The organism is Sulfitobacter geojensis, from assembly GCF_000622325.1.
In the GTDB taxonomy this organism is placed as follows: domain Bacteria; phylum Pseudomonadota; class Alphaproteobacteria; order Rhodobacterales; family Rhodobacteraceae; genus Sulfitobacter; species Sulfitobacter geojensis.
Genome location: NZ_JASE01000005.1, coordinates 2,629,748 through 2,642,864 on the forward strand (window position 1 = coordinate 2,629,748; position 13,117 = coordinate 2,642,864).

General features: G+C 59.0%; 15 protein-coding genes. All 15 read right to left on the bottom strand.

Annotation, left to right across the window (positions count from 1 at the left end; translation table 11 throughout):
• Position 1: 1 nt before the first annotated feature.
• On the bottom strand, positions 2-412 hold the full coding sequence (locus Z947_RS0114865) for an MAPEG family protein (protein ID WP_025045082.1): 411 nt from the start codon (positions 410-412) through the stop codon (positions 2-4).
• Positions 412-1,707, bottom strand: a complete 1,296-nt coding sequence (gene nuoF / locus Z947_RS0114870; RefSeq protein WP_025045083.1) for an NADH-quinone oxidoreductase subunit NuoF — start codon at positions 1,705-1,707, stop codon at positions 412-414. Before nuoF ends, Z947_RS0114865 begins: the two co-directional genes overlap by 1 nt.
• A gap of 67 nt (positions 1,708-1,774) precedes the next feature.
• Positions 1,775-2,002 carry a DUF5337 domain-containing protein gene (locus Z947_RS0114875; RefSeq protein ID WP_025045084.1) on the bottom strand — a complete coding sequence of 76 codons (228 nt, stop codon included), beginning with the start codon at positions 2,000-2,002 and terminating at the stop codon, positions 1,775-1,777.
• A gap of 12 nt (positions 2,003-2,014) precedes the next feature.
• The gene (locus tag Z947_RS22390) at positions 2,015-3,103 is read right to left on the bottom strand and encodes a hypothetical protein (RefSeq protein WP_025045085.1); all 1,089 of its coding nucleotides are present in this window, start codon (positions 3,101-3,103) and stop codon (positions 2,015-2,017) included.
• 34 nt (positions 3,104-3,137) lie between these two features.
• Positions 3,138-4,337 carry an NADH-quinone oxidoreductase subunit E gene (locus Z947_RS0114885; protein ID WP_025045086.1) on the bottom strand — a complete coding sequence of 400 codons (1,200 nt, stop codon included), beginning with the start codon at positions 4,335-4,337 and terminating at the stop codon, positions 3,138-3,140.
• 73 nt (positions 4,338-4,410) lie between these two features.
• Positions 4,411-5,658 (bottom strand): NADH-quinone oxidoreductase subunit D, encoded by a 1,248-nt coding sequence (locus tag Z947_RS0114890; protein ID WP_025045087.1) that lies wholly within the window; start codon positions 5,656-5,658, stop codon positions 4,411-4,413.
• Positions 5,659-5,770: 112 nt separating this feature from the next.
• Complete coding sequence (locus Z947_RS22185; RefSeq protein ID WP_162171854.1) at positions 5,771-5,920, bottom strand: hypothetical protein; 150 nt, start codon at positions 5,918-5,920, stop codon at positions 5,771-5,773.
• A 23-nt stretch (positions 5,921-5,943) separates the two neighbouring features.
• A complete protein-coding gene (locus tag Z947_RS0114905; protein ID WP_025045089.1) occupies positions 5,944-6,552 on the bottom strand; it encodes an NADH-quinone oxidoreductase subunit C in 609 nt (202 codons plus the stop codon).
• Positions 6,549-7,094, bottom strand: coding sequence for a NuoB/complex I 20 kDa subunit family protein (locus Z947_RS0114910; protein WP_025045090.1), 546 nt, complete (start codon positions 7,092-7,094; stop codon positions 6,549-6,551). Before Z947_RS0114910 ends, Z947_RS0114905 begins: the two co-directional genes overlap by 4 nt.
• The gene (locus tag Z947_RS0114915) at positions 7,085-7,450 is read right to left on the bottom strand and encodes an NADH-quinone oxidoreductase subunit A (protein WP_025045091.1); all 366 of its coding nucleotides are present in this window, start codon (positions 7,448-7,450) and stop codon (positions 7,085-7,087) included. Before Z947_RS0114915 ends, Z947_RS0114910 begins: the two co-directional genes overlap by 10 nt.
• A gap of 161 nt (positions 7,451-7,611) precedes the next feature.
• A complete protein-coding gene (locus tag Z947_RS0114920; RefSeq protein WP_025045092.1) occupies positions 7,612-8,583 on the bottom strand; it encodes a YHYH protein in 972 nt (323 codons plus the stop codon).
• Between the two features lie 154 nt (positions 8,584-8,737).
• Entirely contained in the window at positions 8,738-9,520 is a 783-nt protein-coding gene (locus tag Z947_RS0114925; RefSeq protein WP_025045093.1) for a crotonase/enoyl-CoA hydratase family protein, read from the bottom strand.
• The gene (locus tag Z947_RS0114930) at positions 9,520-10,377 is read right to left on the bottom strand and encodes a hydroxymethylglutaryl-CoA lyase (RefSeq protein ID WP_025045094.1); all 858 of its coding nucleotides are present in this window, start codon (positions 10,375-10,377) and stop codon (positions 9,520-9,522) included. Before Z947_RS0114930 ends, Z947_RS0114925 begins: the two co-directional genes overlap by 1 nt.
• Before the next feature lie 52 nt (positions 10,378-10,429).
• Positions 10,430-11,095, bottom strand: a complete 666-nt coding sequence (locus tag Z947_RS0114935; protein WP_025045095.1) for a glutathione S-transferase family protein — start codon at positions 11,093-11,095, stop codon at positions 10,430-10,432.
• Complete coding sequence (locus Z947_RS0114940; protein WP_025045096.1) at positions 11,092-13,038, bottom strand: acetyl/propionyl/methylcrotonyl-CoA carboxylase subunit alpha; 1,947 nt, start codon at positions 13,036-13,038, stop codon at positions 11,092-11,094. Before Z947_RS0114940 ends, Z947_RS0114935 begins: the two co-directional genes overlap by 4 nt.
• Positions 13,039-13,117 lie beyond the last annotated feature (79 nt).

Genomic DNA, 13,117 nt, shown 5'->3' on the forward strand with positions numbered 1-13,117 from the left:
ATCAGAAAATTGCGCCCCACGCCGCCATCAACGCCATGATAAACACGCAGAACATGCCAATTGCCCAAGCAATCGAGCGTATTGGCTGGTTTTCGGTTTTGATATGCACAACAGCCATCACAATGCGCGACACGATAAAGATCGAGGCGAGAAGGTTCATCCAAAATGGCGCGGCCCCCGCCAGAATGCCAGCCACGGTAGCCGCGATAAAAGGCCCGTTCATTTCGATCGCATTGGCGAAGGCACGCCCCCGCCGGTAGACCACATCGGAATAATCTCGCTTGGGCTGACCACAAGCACACCGGTTTTCCGCCGTGCGCCCCCGCGTCGACACTGCACCGAGTACGAGACAGATCACCGACCAAAGGGCAAGAGATGCGATGGCGTGGCTGTAGGCGTCAAAATATTCCATTATTCAGCCGCCACGGCAGAAACACGGCCCGTCCGCTTGTGCTTGATCCGGTCCTCGATCTCGTCACGGAAGTGACGGATCAACCCTTGGATCGGCCAAGCCGCCGCGTCACCCAGCGCGCAGATTGTATGCCCCTCGACCTGTTTGGTCACATCCAGCAGCATGTCGATCTCTTCGGGCTGCGCATCGCCTGTCACCAGACGGTCCATGACCCGCATCATCCAACCTGTGCCTTCACGGCAAGGCGTACACTGGCCGCAGGACTCGTGCTTGTAGAACTTCGCCAGACGCCAGATCGCTTTGATCACATCCGTCGAATTGTCCATCACGATCACCGCCGCCGTGCCCAGACCCGACCGCTGCTCGCGCAGATAATCGAAATCCATGATCGCGTCTTTCATGTCCTTGCCGGGGATCATCGGCACGGATGACCCACCGGGGATCACCGCCTTGAGATTATCCCATCCGCCCCGGATACCGCCGCAATGTGTTTCGATCAGCTCTTCAAAGGTAATCGACATCGCTTCTTCGACCACACAAGGGTTGTTGACGTGACCGCTGATCGCAAACAGCTTCGTGCCTGCGTTGTTTGGACGACCAAAGCCTGCGAACCACTCCGGCCCACGGCGCAGGATCGTTGGCACAACAGCAATCGATTCAACGTTGTTCACTGTTGTCGGACAGCCATAAAGACCCGCGCCCGCAGGGAACGGCGGCTTCATACGTGGCATGCCCTTTTTGCCCTCAAGGCTTTCAAGCAGCGCTGTTTCCTCACCACAGATATAGGCACCGGCACCATGCGCCAGATAAATATCGAAATCCCAACCGGATTTGCAGGCGTTCTTGCCCACGAGACCCGCGTCATAGGCTTCGTCAATCGCCGCCTGCAACGCCTCGCGTTCGCGGATGTATTCGCCACGGATGTAGATATAGCAGGCATGCGCGTTCATCGCGAAAGACGCGATCAAGCAACCCTCGATCAGCGTATGCGGATCGTGGCGCATGATCTCGCGGTCTTTACATGTGCCTGGTTCGGATTCATCCGCGTTGATGACCAGATAGGACGGGCGACCATCGCTTTCCTTGGGCATGAAGGACCATTTCAGACCAGTCGGGAAACCCGCACCGCCCCGCCCGCGCAGACCCGATGCTTTCATCTGGTCCACGATCCACGGCGCGCCCTTTTTGATGATGTCCGCCGTACCATCCCAATGGCCACGCTGCTGCGCGCCCTTCAGCGTGCGGTCATGCATGCCGTAGATGTTGGTAAAAATGCGGTCCTGATCTGCAAGCATTGCTCTGCCCTACTCTTCCATTTCAGCCCTTGAAGGCTGGTTAATCTCTTACGCCACCTGAAGGTGGTTAGTCTTGTTTGTCGGCCTGCCGCGCCTGCCACATCTGCCAGATCAATACCATTGACCAGAACAATGCAGCCAGCGCCGCGAAATCTATCAGCAGCGCATACCGGCCCGGTAACCCCAACTGAGGGCCGGCAAGGTTTGCGGTCAGCCAAAGCACCATTGTAATTGCAATGACCAGACCGACGGTCTGGCCCTTCTTTGCAAGTGCTTTGTCGTTTTGCTCACCCATGCGCGGCACCGCTTATTTCTTGCGTTTGCGGGAGAATTCGGTCTCGCCGCCTTTGGCCAAAATCTTGGCCTGTGACATCCAGTCGTCCCGTTCGATCCGGCCCTTGAAACGCAGACGGGCATCCACCCATGCGACTTCTTTCTTGCGCCAGCCCGCTACCTGATCAAAGCGGTAAATCCCCAAGTCATTCAGCGTTTGCTCAAGCTTGGGCCCCACGCCGCTGATCAGTTTCAGATCGTCGCTGCCCTCTGCCGGTGCCGCATCATAGACCAACGGCTTGCCATCCGCCGCCACAGGGGCCCGTTTCGGGGCCGCTTTGACGGGTGCTTTCACCGCGCCTTTTGCTGGAGCCTTGGTTGATGCGGCCTTGGCGGGCGCTTTCGGGTCACCCTTCGCGGGGGCCTTGGCCGTGGCCTTGGCTTTCGCCGGAGTCTTTGCTGCGGCTGGCGTTGCAGCGGCTTTCTTCGCGGTCGGCTTCTTTGCCGCTTTAGTCGCGGGCGCATCAGCCTTGGTGGTCTTTGGCTCAGCCGGCTTTTTCGCCGTCGTCTTGGGTGTCGTCTTCTTGGTTGCCGTTTTCTTAACCACCGGCGTTTCTTCGGCGGCTGGTGCTTCGTATTTCCACGTGCCCTTGCGCGATGCCAGCTCGGCCTCTCCGGCCAGCGGCGTTGACGGCTTGATCTCTGCCGACATCAAAGGCGCGGCCGCCATGTTGGACGCCGGTGCGCTTGCCGTGACGGGATCCGTGCTTACGACGCCCGCAGGTGCCACCGCTGGTGCTGTGTTTTCAGACGAGGTCGTCCGTGCATCTGCACTTGTCGTCGCGGCGCTGGCAGGCGCGGCAGCAGTTGAACCCGCACCAGTAGCCCCATGATGCGACGTACCCGCATCCGAATTGCCGGCACCTGCCGCCTGATCCCCGGTGCAAATGTAGCGTGGCAGGAAATATGCCAGAAGCAGGCCGCCGATGAGCCCCAGAACAAACGACAAAAAGCCGCCCAAGCCGATCAATTTGTACAGTAGAAGCATCAGTACGAGGCCAGCAATGGCCGCGATAATCCAACACATCGTTTTACATTCAGAACGTTTTTGTGTCTGTGTCATCGTCTTTTACATCCCCTATGGTGACGGCGTGATCTTACGCCTCGCCGTCATAACGCCCATCCGTTCGGGCCTTGGCGGAAAAGGCTGTTTCCTCGCCAGCCGCCAGTTTCTGAGCCTGATCCACCCAAGTGTCCCGCGTCACGCGGCCCTTGAACCCTTTCAGGTTCTCATCGGCCCAAGCCACTTCCGCCGCGCCCCATTTGGAGATCTGGTCAAAATGGAAAATGCCCATGTCGTGCAGCATGGCTTCCAGCTTTGGGCCGACACCCTTGATCAGTTTGAGATCATCCGGCCCCGCTTTACGCGGTGCTTTCATCATTCTGGGTTTCTTGCCCACGCCGCTTGCCGCTTCGGCTTTGGGCGCAGCTGTCTTGCCGCTTGTCTCGGGGTCCGCTTTGGACACCGGTTTCGCCTTGGACGTCGCAACGGCCTGTTGCTTGGTCACGCCGGTTTTATCTGCCGGTTTGCCTGCCGCCGGCTTGGCTGCGGCCTTTTTCGCTGCGGGTTTGGCCGGTGCATTTGCCGGTTTGCCCTGCCAAGGGGTCAGCAAGGGCACTTCCGTCCCGTCGATCCGCTTGACCGTGTCGCCGATGTCCACCGCCAGCTGGGCAGATGCGTTGTAAGCAACCTTGCCGCTCTCGTATTCCTTGAGGCTGGTCAAACCCGACGCAGGTTCCGCCGCGTAGCGACTGTTTTGCGGGCCCGGTGTCGGCACTTTGCCAGCCGCCAGATCATCCAGCAACGCACGCAGTTTGTCGGCTGTCAGATCCTCGTAATAATCCTTGCCGATCTGCGCCATGGGCGCGTTGGCACAGGCCCCGAGACATTCGACTTCTTCCCATGAAAACTTGCCGTCGGCGGACAGCGCATGGGCCTGATCCGCGATTTTCTCACGGCAGACCGCAACCAGATCTTCGGCACCGCAGATCATGCATGTGGTGGTGCCACAAATCTGGATATGTGCAACAGAACCAACCGGTTGCAGCTGGAACATAAAGTAGAATGTCGCGACCTCAAGACCACGGATATAGGCCAGACCCAGCATTTCGGACACATGTTCGATCGCCGGACGGGTCAACCATCCCTCCTGCTCCTGCGCGCGCCACAACAGCGGGATGATCGCCGAAGCCTGACGGCCCTCGGGGTATTTGGTGATCTGCGCTTCGGCCCATGCCTGATTGGCGGGGGTAAAGGCGAATGCCTGCGGTTGGTCTGGGTGTAGTCGGCGGAGCATGAATCCTAGCCTTCGTATCTGATGGCGGCGCACCGCCCGGTATTTTCAAAAAGGAAATGCAGCAGTGGCCGCATTACCTGTCAATCTCTCCAAAGACCACGTCCATCGTGCCGATAATCGCAGCAACATCAGCCAGTTGGTGGCCTTTGCTCACGTGATCCATCGCCTGCAAATGCAGGAACCCCGGCGCGCGGATTTTACAGCGGTAAGGCTTGTTGCTGCCATCCGCCACAAGGTAAACGCCGAACTCGCCTTTGGGGGCCTCAACGGCGCAATAAACTTCGCCCTCGGGGACGTGGAACCCTTCGGTGTACAGCTTGAAGTGGTGGATCAGGCTTTCCATGTCGGTCTTCATCGCGGTGCGTGACGGCGGTGTGATCTTGCCACGCGCCAGCACGTCACCCTGCCCTTCGGGCGCGTTCAGCTTCACGATCGCCTGCTGGATGATATGCACCGACTGGCGCATCTCTTCCATGCGGCAGAGGTAGCGGTCAAAACAGTCGCCGTTTTTGCCAACCGGAATTTCAAATTCGAATTCGTCATAACATTCATAGGGTTGCGCGCGGCGCAGATCCCACGCAAGGCCGGAACCGCGCACCATCACACCGGAGAACCCGTAGTTCAGTATGTCTTCTTCGCTGACGATGCCGATGTCGACGTTGCGCTGTTTGAAAATCCGGTTCTCGGTCAGCAGTTCGTCGATGTCGACCATGAATTTGGTCATGAACTGTTCGGACCACGCCTGAATATCGTCCAGCAAACCCGCTGGCAGATCCTGATGCACCCCGCCGGGGCGGAAATAGGCTGCGTGCAGACGGGCACCGCAGACGCGTTCGTAGAACACCATCAGTTGCTCGCGCTCTTCAAAGCCCCAAAGCGGTGGGGTCAGCGCGCCAACGTCGAGCGCCTGTGTTGTGACGTTCAGCAAGTGGTTAAGAACACGGCCGATTTCGCAGAACAACACGCGGATCAGGCTGGCGCGACGTGGCACAACCGTGTCGGTCAATTTTTCAATGGCCAGACACCAGGCGTGCTCCTGATTCATCGGGGCCACATAATCCAGCCGATCGAAATACGGCAGGTTTTGCAGGTAGGTCCGGCTTTCCATCAGCTTTTCAGTGCCACGGTGCAGCAGACCGATATGCGGGTCGCAGCGCTCTACGATCTCGCCGTCGAGCTCAAGCACCAGACGCAAAACACCATGCGCCGCAGGGTGTTGCGGGCCAAAGTTGATGTTGAAGTTGCGGATCTTCTGTTCACCTGTGACAGCATCGGTCGACCCGTCGCTATAGGTGTTTGTGCGAATATCGCCGTCCATCATTTCCGCCCCTTCAACTGCTTGTCAATCGGCCGCTCTTCATCCGCACGCACACGCACGGGCTGCGCCTGACGCTGACCGAACAGCTTGGCTATCATCTCTTCAAGAAGATCAATCACAGCTTCTCCAATTCTTGCAGCTTCATGCCCATCCACCACAGCAAGGCCACAGGGCCGAGTGGGATCAGACAGACCGCTGCCCAGTATTTGTTGATACCGAAATGCGGCAACAGTTTCAGCATGGGGATCGCTGTCAGCGCGGACATTACAAGCCACCAAATGCCGCCCATTACTTGGCACCTTCTGCTTTGTCATCGCCCGGCAGGATGTATTCCGCACCCTCCCACGGTGACATAAAGTCGAACTGGCGGTATTCCTGCACCAGCGATACCGGTTCATAAACCACGCGTTTTTGTGCCTCGTCATAGCGCACTTCGGTATAGCCCGTCGTCGGGAAATCCTTGCGCAATGGGAAGCCGCGGAAACCATAATCGGTCAGGATGCGGCGCAGATCGGGATGCCCTGAAAACAGGATGCCGAACATGTCGAAAATCTCGCGTTCGAACCAGTTGGCCGACGGATGCACATCGACGAGCGAGGGCACCATATCCTTTTCGCGCACCGCAACCCGCAAGCGGATGCGGTGGTTCTGGTACATGCTCAGCAGGTGATACACCACGTCAAAGCGTTTCGCCCGCCCGGTGTAATCCACCGCCGTGATGTCCACGAGGGTAGAGAAACGGCAGGTCGGATCGCCCTTCAGGAAATCCACCAGACCGGTGATGTTGCCCAGCGTGACGTTCACGTTCAGCTCGCCCTTGGTCACATCCCATGACAGCACACAATCGGGGCGTTTCGCCTCGATATAGGCACCCAGTTCGTTCAGCGCGTCACTCATCGTACGATCGTCCCTGTCCGGCGCATCTTCTTCTGCAATTGCAGGATGCCATACAACAACGCCTCTGCCGTGGGCGGGCAGCCGGGCACGTAGATGTCAACCGGTACGATCCGGTCACAGCCCCGTACGACGCTGTAGGAATAGTGATAATATCCGCCGCCATTCGCGCAGGACCCCATAGAAATCACATAGCGCGGTTCGGGCATCTGGTCGTAAACCTTGCGCAGGGCCGGTGCCATTTTATTGGTCAGCGTGCCGGCCACGATCATCAGGTCCGACTGGCGCGGGGAAGCACGTGGCGCCGTCCCGAAACGTTCAAGGTCATAGCGCGGCATGGAGGTGTGCATCATTTCGACCGCACAGCAGGCCAACCCGAAGGTCATCCAGTGCAGTGAACCGGTGCGCGCCCAGTTGATGACATCCGCCGAAGACGTGACCAGAAAACCCTTGTCCTGCAAGGCTGCGTTCAGCTCTTGCGTGGCGTGATCCTTATCGACGCCGGCCTTATAGCCGCCCGCCAATCCTGCGTCCGTTACTGCCATTCCAGCGCCCCCTTCTTCCACTCGTATGCAAAGCCTGCGGTCAGCACGCCAAGGAACACCATCATCGACCAGAACCCGACCATAGAGATGTCTTTAAACGCGACAGCCCAAGGGAAAAGGAAGGCGATTTCGAGGTCGAAAATAATGAATAGAATTGACACCAAGTAGAAGCGCACATCGAATTTCATCCGCGCATCGTCAAATGCGTTAAATCCGCATTCGTAAGCAGACACTTTTTCAGGGTCTGGATTGCGCACCGCCAAAACCACGGCAGCAAGGATCAGGACAAGGCCCAAACCGATGGCAACAGCCAGAAAAACAAGGATAGGCAGGTATTCCCGCAGCATATCGTCCAAGGGAGGCTCCTTTTGGGGCTAGGCCACTCTTGAGGCATTCGAGCAGCTGGCAACAGACTTGAAATCGGGTCTACCCCGTGCTGCGGCAAGGGTCAACGGGATCAGGGTGAGGAAATGGGTCGCATCTGTCCGCCAAAGGGCGGAACAGATGCCCCGAGCAATCAGGGGCGCGGTGCCCTTGCAGTCGCGTCACAAACCGCATCGGGATTTTCCGATGAACAGCCTGTTTCCGCCTTCAGGCAGGCAAGAATCGCGTTCGAGCCCGGGGCCCCTGCATGGTAGTGATATCCGACACCTTCCGATACGTGCCCGTTGCACTTATCCAGATCGGTCGGGGTCGTCCCGTCCACCAGCGTATGGGAAAGGATGTCATAGCCGTCCATCGCAATCCCGATATGCACGGCATCCTCGCCGTCTGCCACAGCGCCGCCCAGACAATCGGTCACCGCGTGGTAGTGATATCCCACATGTGTGTTCACATGGCCTCCGCAATCGTCGAAGGGCGCAATGGTATGCGCATCCAGAATCGCATCAACCGGCGCAGGTCCGTCCAATCTGATCCCGTTGCGCGCAATCCCCGAACCGGATCGTGCGCTATTGGTCAGCCACGAATCCTGAGGCTCAAGCGGAATCACGTAGGTCATGGAGGCATCCTCGGCCATATATTCAGGCAAGCATTGCACACAGTAGTTGTTGTATTCGGGATCAACATCCGGCCGTGCAGCAGCTTCGCAGGCCGCTTTGGTGTCTGTCACGCGCACGTCACCCGTTGCCGGATCAAAAAGCTGCCAATCCTCATCGTCGAACAGCGTGGGCAGGTTGGTGATAAAGGCACCGTCGACATCCAGAACCTCACCGTCTTTGAGCCAGATACCGCCTTTCTCAGCGCCATCTGTCACCGACGTCGGACACCAAGGGCCGGGCGTATAGTCTTTTGGCTCTGCTTTGACGGTGATGGAAAAACACTCCGTCTCTGTGCCCCGCGACAAGGTACATGGCACCAAAGTCGGTCCGTTGAGGACGTTTGCATCTTCAAAGAAATGCGCAATCTGGTGCAGCCTGTCACCGCCCGCATCAGCGTAAAGCGGCGAAGCAAGGCAAAGAACCATGGGGAGCAGGGAAAAGTGTTTCATCGGGTTTCCATTTTGTCGGGATGATAATCGATGTAGCGTTACAACCGTTAAACGGATGACGCTGGTTTTTCCGTCGCTCCTCAATTTTATTTTTCCCAATATTTTTGCAATTGGTCTCCGGGAAACTTCATAAGTGGCACATCACCGCTTATTCTCAAACCATCCAAGCCGCCTTACGCTTGTCAAAAAACGCACCGATTCCCTCGGCCGCCTCTTCTGTCTCCCAGCGCGCAGAAAGCGCCGCGATCGACATCGCCACAGCTTCGTCCGTCGCAGCACCGCCCAGATCAAGCGCCAGCTTTTTTGCCGCAGCCACTGCCCCCGGCGCGCAACTCAGATAAGGCACGACTTCGGCCTCCACCGCAGCGTCCAGATCATCCGCCGGAACAGCGCGCGCCAGCAAGCCCAGCTCCACCGCCTCGAACGCCCCAAACAACCGCCCCGACATAAAGACACGCCGCGCACTCCCCTCGCCCATACGCGCGATGACGTAAGGCCCGATGGTCGCCGGAATGATCCCCAGCCGTGTTTCGGTCAATCCCATCTTGAGGCTGTCGACACCGATCGCCACGTCACAGACCGACGCCATACCGACGCCCCCGCCAAAGGCATTGCCCTGCACCTTACCGATAAGCGGTTTCGGCAATGTATTGAGCGCCCCAAGCATCGTCGCGAGCTTGCCCGTTTCTTTGCTGCGCGTGTCCGCATCCATATCGCGCTGATCGCGCATCCAGCCCAGATCACCGCCCGCGCAGAACGACTTGCCCGCACCGGTCAGCACCACAACACGCACCCGCTCATCTGCCCCGAGATCTGCTGCGGCCTGCGTCAGCTCAGCCAGCATCTGCGCCGACATGGCGTTGTGCTTGTCTTCCCGCGCCAGGGTCAGCGTGGCCACACCGCGCGCATCGGTTTCGATCTTGATCGTCTCGAACATCATTCGCCTCGCATTGCCCGCGCCATTTCTGCGGCCTTTTCCAACACGGCCTGATCCAAACCTGTTTCATATCCCAAAGCCGTCAGATGCGCATTCACCGCCTCTGTCGCGACATTCCCCGCAGCACCCGGCGCATAGGGGCATCCGCCCAACCCGCCAACGGCCGCATCAAATACCCGCAACCCCAGCGACAAGGACGCATCGATGTTGGCCATCGCGCGACCGTGTGTGTCGTGATAATGGCCCGCAAGCCGCCCTGCCGGCACCACATCGCGCACCGCCAGCAGCATCCGTGCGATGCTATCCGGTGTCCCTGCCCCGATGGTGTCGCCCAGCGAAATTTCGTAACATCCCATTGCGAACAACTTATCCGCCACTTCGGCCACCGCCGCAGGGGCCACCGCCCCGTCATAGGGACACTCCACCACACAGGAGACATACCCGCGTACCGGAATATCGCGGTGGCGCGCATCCTCAAGCACAGGTGCGAAACGCTCCAGACTTTCCGCAATGCTTGCGTTGATGTTTTTCTGACTGAACCCTTCGGATGCCGATCCAAAAACCGCAATCTCGTCAACCTGCGCCTCAAGCGCAGCCTCGTAGCCCTTCATGTTCGGTGTCAGCGCCGCATAGCGCACCCCGTCAACCCGTTTGATCGCGGCCATCACCTCGCCCGAGCCTGCCATCTGGGGCACCCATTTGGGGCTGACGAAGCTGGCGCATTCAATCCGCCGGAACCCCGCCTGCGACAGTTTGTCGATCAAGGCGACCTTTTCAGCCACAGGAATTTCCCGCGCTTCATTCTGCAGCCCGTCGCGCGGCCCCACTTCGAAAATCTCACATGGTCCCAAAGACATCGCACATTCCCCCTATTGAGCTGTCTGAAATCACCCTTGCACGATCCGCGCCTCAGTCCAAAGGCCAAGGTTCGTAAAAATCCTTTTCGTAGATCCCGTCTCCGATCGGCAGGGCATCCTTAAAGCTCTGCCGCTCCGTAATCCGCTCATACCATTCCGCCACCGCAGGGTGGTTATCGAGCGTTACAAAGAACCGCGACATGTACACGGCCTGCCCGCAGGAAATATCCGCCGCCGAAAATCCGCTGGTCAGCAGATAGTCGCGGTTTTCTACCGGCGTGCTCAACCGCGCCTCAAGCGCGTCATAGCATTTGGCGACCCGCGCCGCCTCAAGCTTCATCACAATCGGACTGCGCATCGAATCCTCGCGCAGGGCCACATGCTGTTGGGTCAATGCCGCTGTATGCTGGCTGATGGTTTCCGCAAAATGCACCCAGACAAGCCACGCCATCCGGTCCATGCTGGTCACAGACCGCCCCATCCGGTCCGGTGAGAAACGCTCGCACAGATATTCGGTGATGGCACCTGTCTCGAACATGCGCTCTCCGTCGATCTCCAACGCAGGGACGCGGCCTGCGGGCGACAGGCTCAGATAAGCCGGATCACGCAGTGAGCGGTCAAAGGCATAGACGCGGACCTGAAATTCAACGTCCAACTCGTTGAGCAACCAAAGGGTCCGCATGGAGCGCGTTTGCGGGCAATGATGCAATGTAATCATGCCGCTTCCTCCGCTTCCGCTTCAAGGCGGACAAGGGCTGCCCCCGCCTCTACCTGATCGCCCTCGGTGGCCAGCACCTCTGCCACGACCCCGTCCCGCGCAGCCAACAACGCATGCTCCATCTTCATCGCTTCCAGCACGGCCAGCCGGTCCCCTTTTGCCACCGCTTGGCCGACTTTGGCATCCACCGTGCGCACAAGACCGGGCATCGGGGCCTCGACCAGATTACCGTCACCCTGCGCGCCGCTTGCGCGGGCCAGCGGATCAATGACGTCAAAGGCCATACCGTAGCCCTCGAACACCGTAACAACGCCGCCCGCGACCGCGACATCCGCCGCCGATTGCCCGTCGATGATCCATTGCGCGCCGCGCCGCGTGGCCACAACTTCCGTCTCGCCGATGCTCCAGACCTGCTGGTCCTGTCCCATGATGCGCACCTTCAACAGATGTTCTTCGCCGCCCCAAGCCAGCGTGACCGACCGCCGCAGCGCCCGCCACAGGGTAAAGCCAGTGTCGGCTTTCACCTCCAGCACGCCAAGCGCCGCCATGCCCGCCAGCGCCACATGCCGCGGCTCGACCGCTGGCACAGAGGTCAACGCATCGATATCGCGGGCAATCAGGCCTGTATCCACATCGCCCTTACCGAACCCTTCGTGCCCGGCAAGCGCGCCAAGAAAAGCAAGGTTCGTGACCGTGCCACCCACCTGACACCCGCTTAGGGCCGCGCGCAATCTGGCCAACGCCACATCCCGCGTGGGGCCATGGACGATCACCTTGGCGATCATCGGGTCGTAAAACGGGCTGATGGTATCGCCTGCCCGCACCCCCGAATCCGCACGCGTTTGCGGCGTAAACGCCAGATGCGTCAGCGTTCCCGTCGCAGGGAGGAAGCCTGCAGGCACATCTTCGGCATAAAGCCGCGCCTCGAACGCATGACCATTGATGGATAGATCCTCTTGCGCTGCGGGCAAAGCCTCTCCCGCCGCCACACGCAGCTGCCATTCTACCAGATCAACGCCGGTGATCAGTTCTGTGACAGGGTGTTCAACCTGCAAGCGCGTGTTCATTTCCATGAAAAAGAACCCGTCCGCGCTTAGCCCGTCCGATCCATCCACGATAAATTCAACCGTGCCAGCCCCGGCATAGCCGATCGCTTCCGCGGCCTTCACTGCTGCATCCCCCATCGCATCCCGCATCTTTTGTGTCATGCCGGGGGCTGGAGCTTCTTCGATCACCTTTTGATGACGGCGTTGCAACGAACAATCACGTTCAAACAAATGCACGGCTTTGGAGCCATCGCCAAAGACCTGCACTTCGATGTGGCGCGGTTTGGCCACGAATTTCTCGACCAGCACATCTGCATTCCCGAACGCCGTTTTCGCCTCGGACCGTGCCGAATCGAGCGCCGCCTGAAACCCTTTGGCCTCCTCAACAAGGCGCATCCCCTTGCCGCCGCCCCCTGCAACCGCCTTGATCAATACCGGATAGCCGATCTTGCCCGCTTCTTCCGCCAAAAGCGCATCATCCTGATCCGCGCCGTGATAGCCCGGCACAACCGGCACACCCGCCTTTATCATCAGCGCTTTGGCTGCGTCTTTCAGGCCCATGGCGCGGATGGCCGATGCAGACGGACCGATAAACACCAGTCCCGCCGCCTCGACCGCTTCGACGAAATCAGGGTTCTCCGACAGGAAGCCGTAGCCCGGATGAATGGCCTGCGCGCCACTCTCAAGTGCCGCTTGAATAATCACATCCCCGCGCAGGTAACTCTCGCTCGGAGCGGACCCGCCGATGTGAATTGCCGCATCGGCCATCGCCACATGCTTGGCCCCTGCATCCGCATCCGAATAGACCGCCACACAACGCACGCCCAAGCCTTGCGCCGTTTCCATGACCCGACAGGCAATCTCGCCCCGGTTCGCAATCAGGATTGTATCAAACATGGACACCCAAACCTCTCATCTTTCAATTTCATCTTGCCCCTAAGCTCCTTAGGTCCGCAGGCAGAGCCTCCGAAATATC

Coding starts and splice junctions, on each gene's coding strand:
- Z947_RS0114865 (WP_025045082.1), bottom strand. CDS start 412: ATGGAATATTTTGACGCCTACAGCCACGCCATCGCATCTCTTGCCCTT.
- nuoF (WP_025045083.1), bottom strand. CDS start 1,707: ATGCTTGCAGATCAGGACCGCATTTTTACCAACATCTACGGCATGCAT.
- Z947_RS0114875 (WP_025045084.1), bottom strand. CDS start 2,002: ATGGGTGAGCAAAACGACAAAGCACTTGCAAAGAAGGGCCAGACCGTC.
- Z947_RS22390 (WP_025045085.1), bottom strand. CDS start 3,103: ATGACACAGACACAAAAACGTTCTGAATGTAAAACGATGTGTTGGATT.
- Z947_RS0114885 (WP_025045086.1), bottom strand. CDS start 4,337: ATGCTCCGCCGACTACACCCAGACCAACCGCAGGCATTCGCCTTTACC.
- Z947_RS0114890 (WP_025045087.1), bottom strand. CDS start 5,658: ATGATGGACGGCGATATTCGCACAAACACCTATAGCGACGGGTCGACC.
- Z947_RS22185 (WP_162171854.1), bottom strand. CDS start 5,920: ATGTCCGCGCTGACAGCGATCCCCATGCTGAAACTGTTGCCGCATTTC.
- Z947_RS0114905 (WP_025045089.1), bottom strand. CDS start 6,552: ATGAGTGACGCGCTGAACGAACTGGGTGCCTATATCGAGGCGAAACGC.
- Z947_RS0114910 (WP_025045090.1), bottom strand. CDS start 7,094: ATGGCAGTAACGGACGCAGGATTGGCGGGCGGCTATAAGGCCGGCGTC.
- Z947_RS0114920 (WP_025045092.1), bottom strand. CDS start 8,583: ATGAAACACTTTTCCCTGCTCCCCATGGTTCTTTGCCTTGCTTCGCCG.
- Z947_RS0114925 (WP_025045093.1), bottom strand. CDS start 9,520: ATGTTCGAGACGATCAAGATCGAAACCGATGCGCGCGGTGTGGCCACG.
- Z947_RS0114930 (WP_025045094.1), bottom strand. CDS start 10,377: ATGTCTTTGGGACCATGTGAGATTTTCGAAGTGGGGCCGCGCGACGGG.
- Z947_RS0114935 (WP_025045095.1), bottom strand. CDS start 11,095: ATGATTACATTGCATCATTGCCCGCAAACGCGCTCCATGCGGACCCTT.
- Z947_RS0114940 (WP_025045096.1), bottom strand. CDS start 13,038: ATGTTTGATACAATCCTGATTGCGAACCGGGGCGAGATTGCCTGTCGG.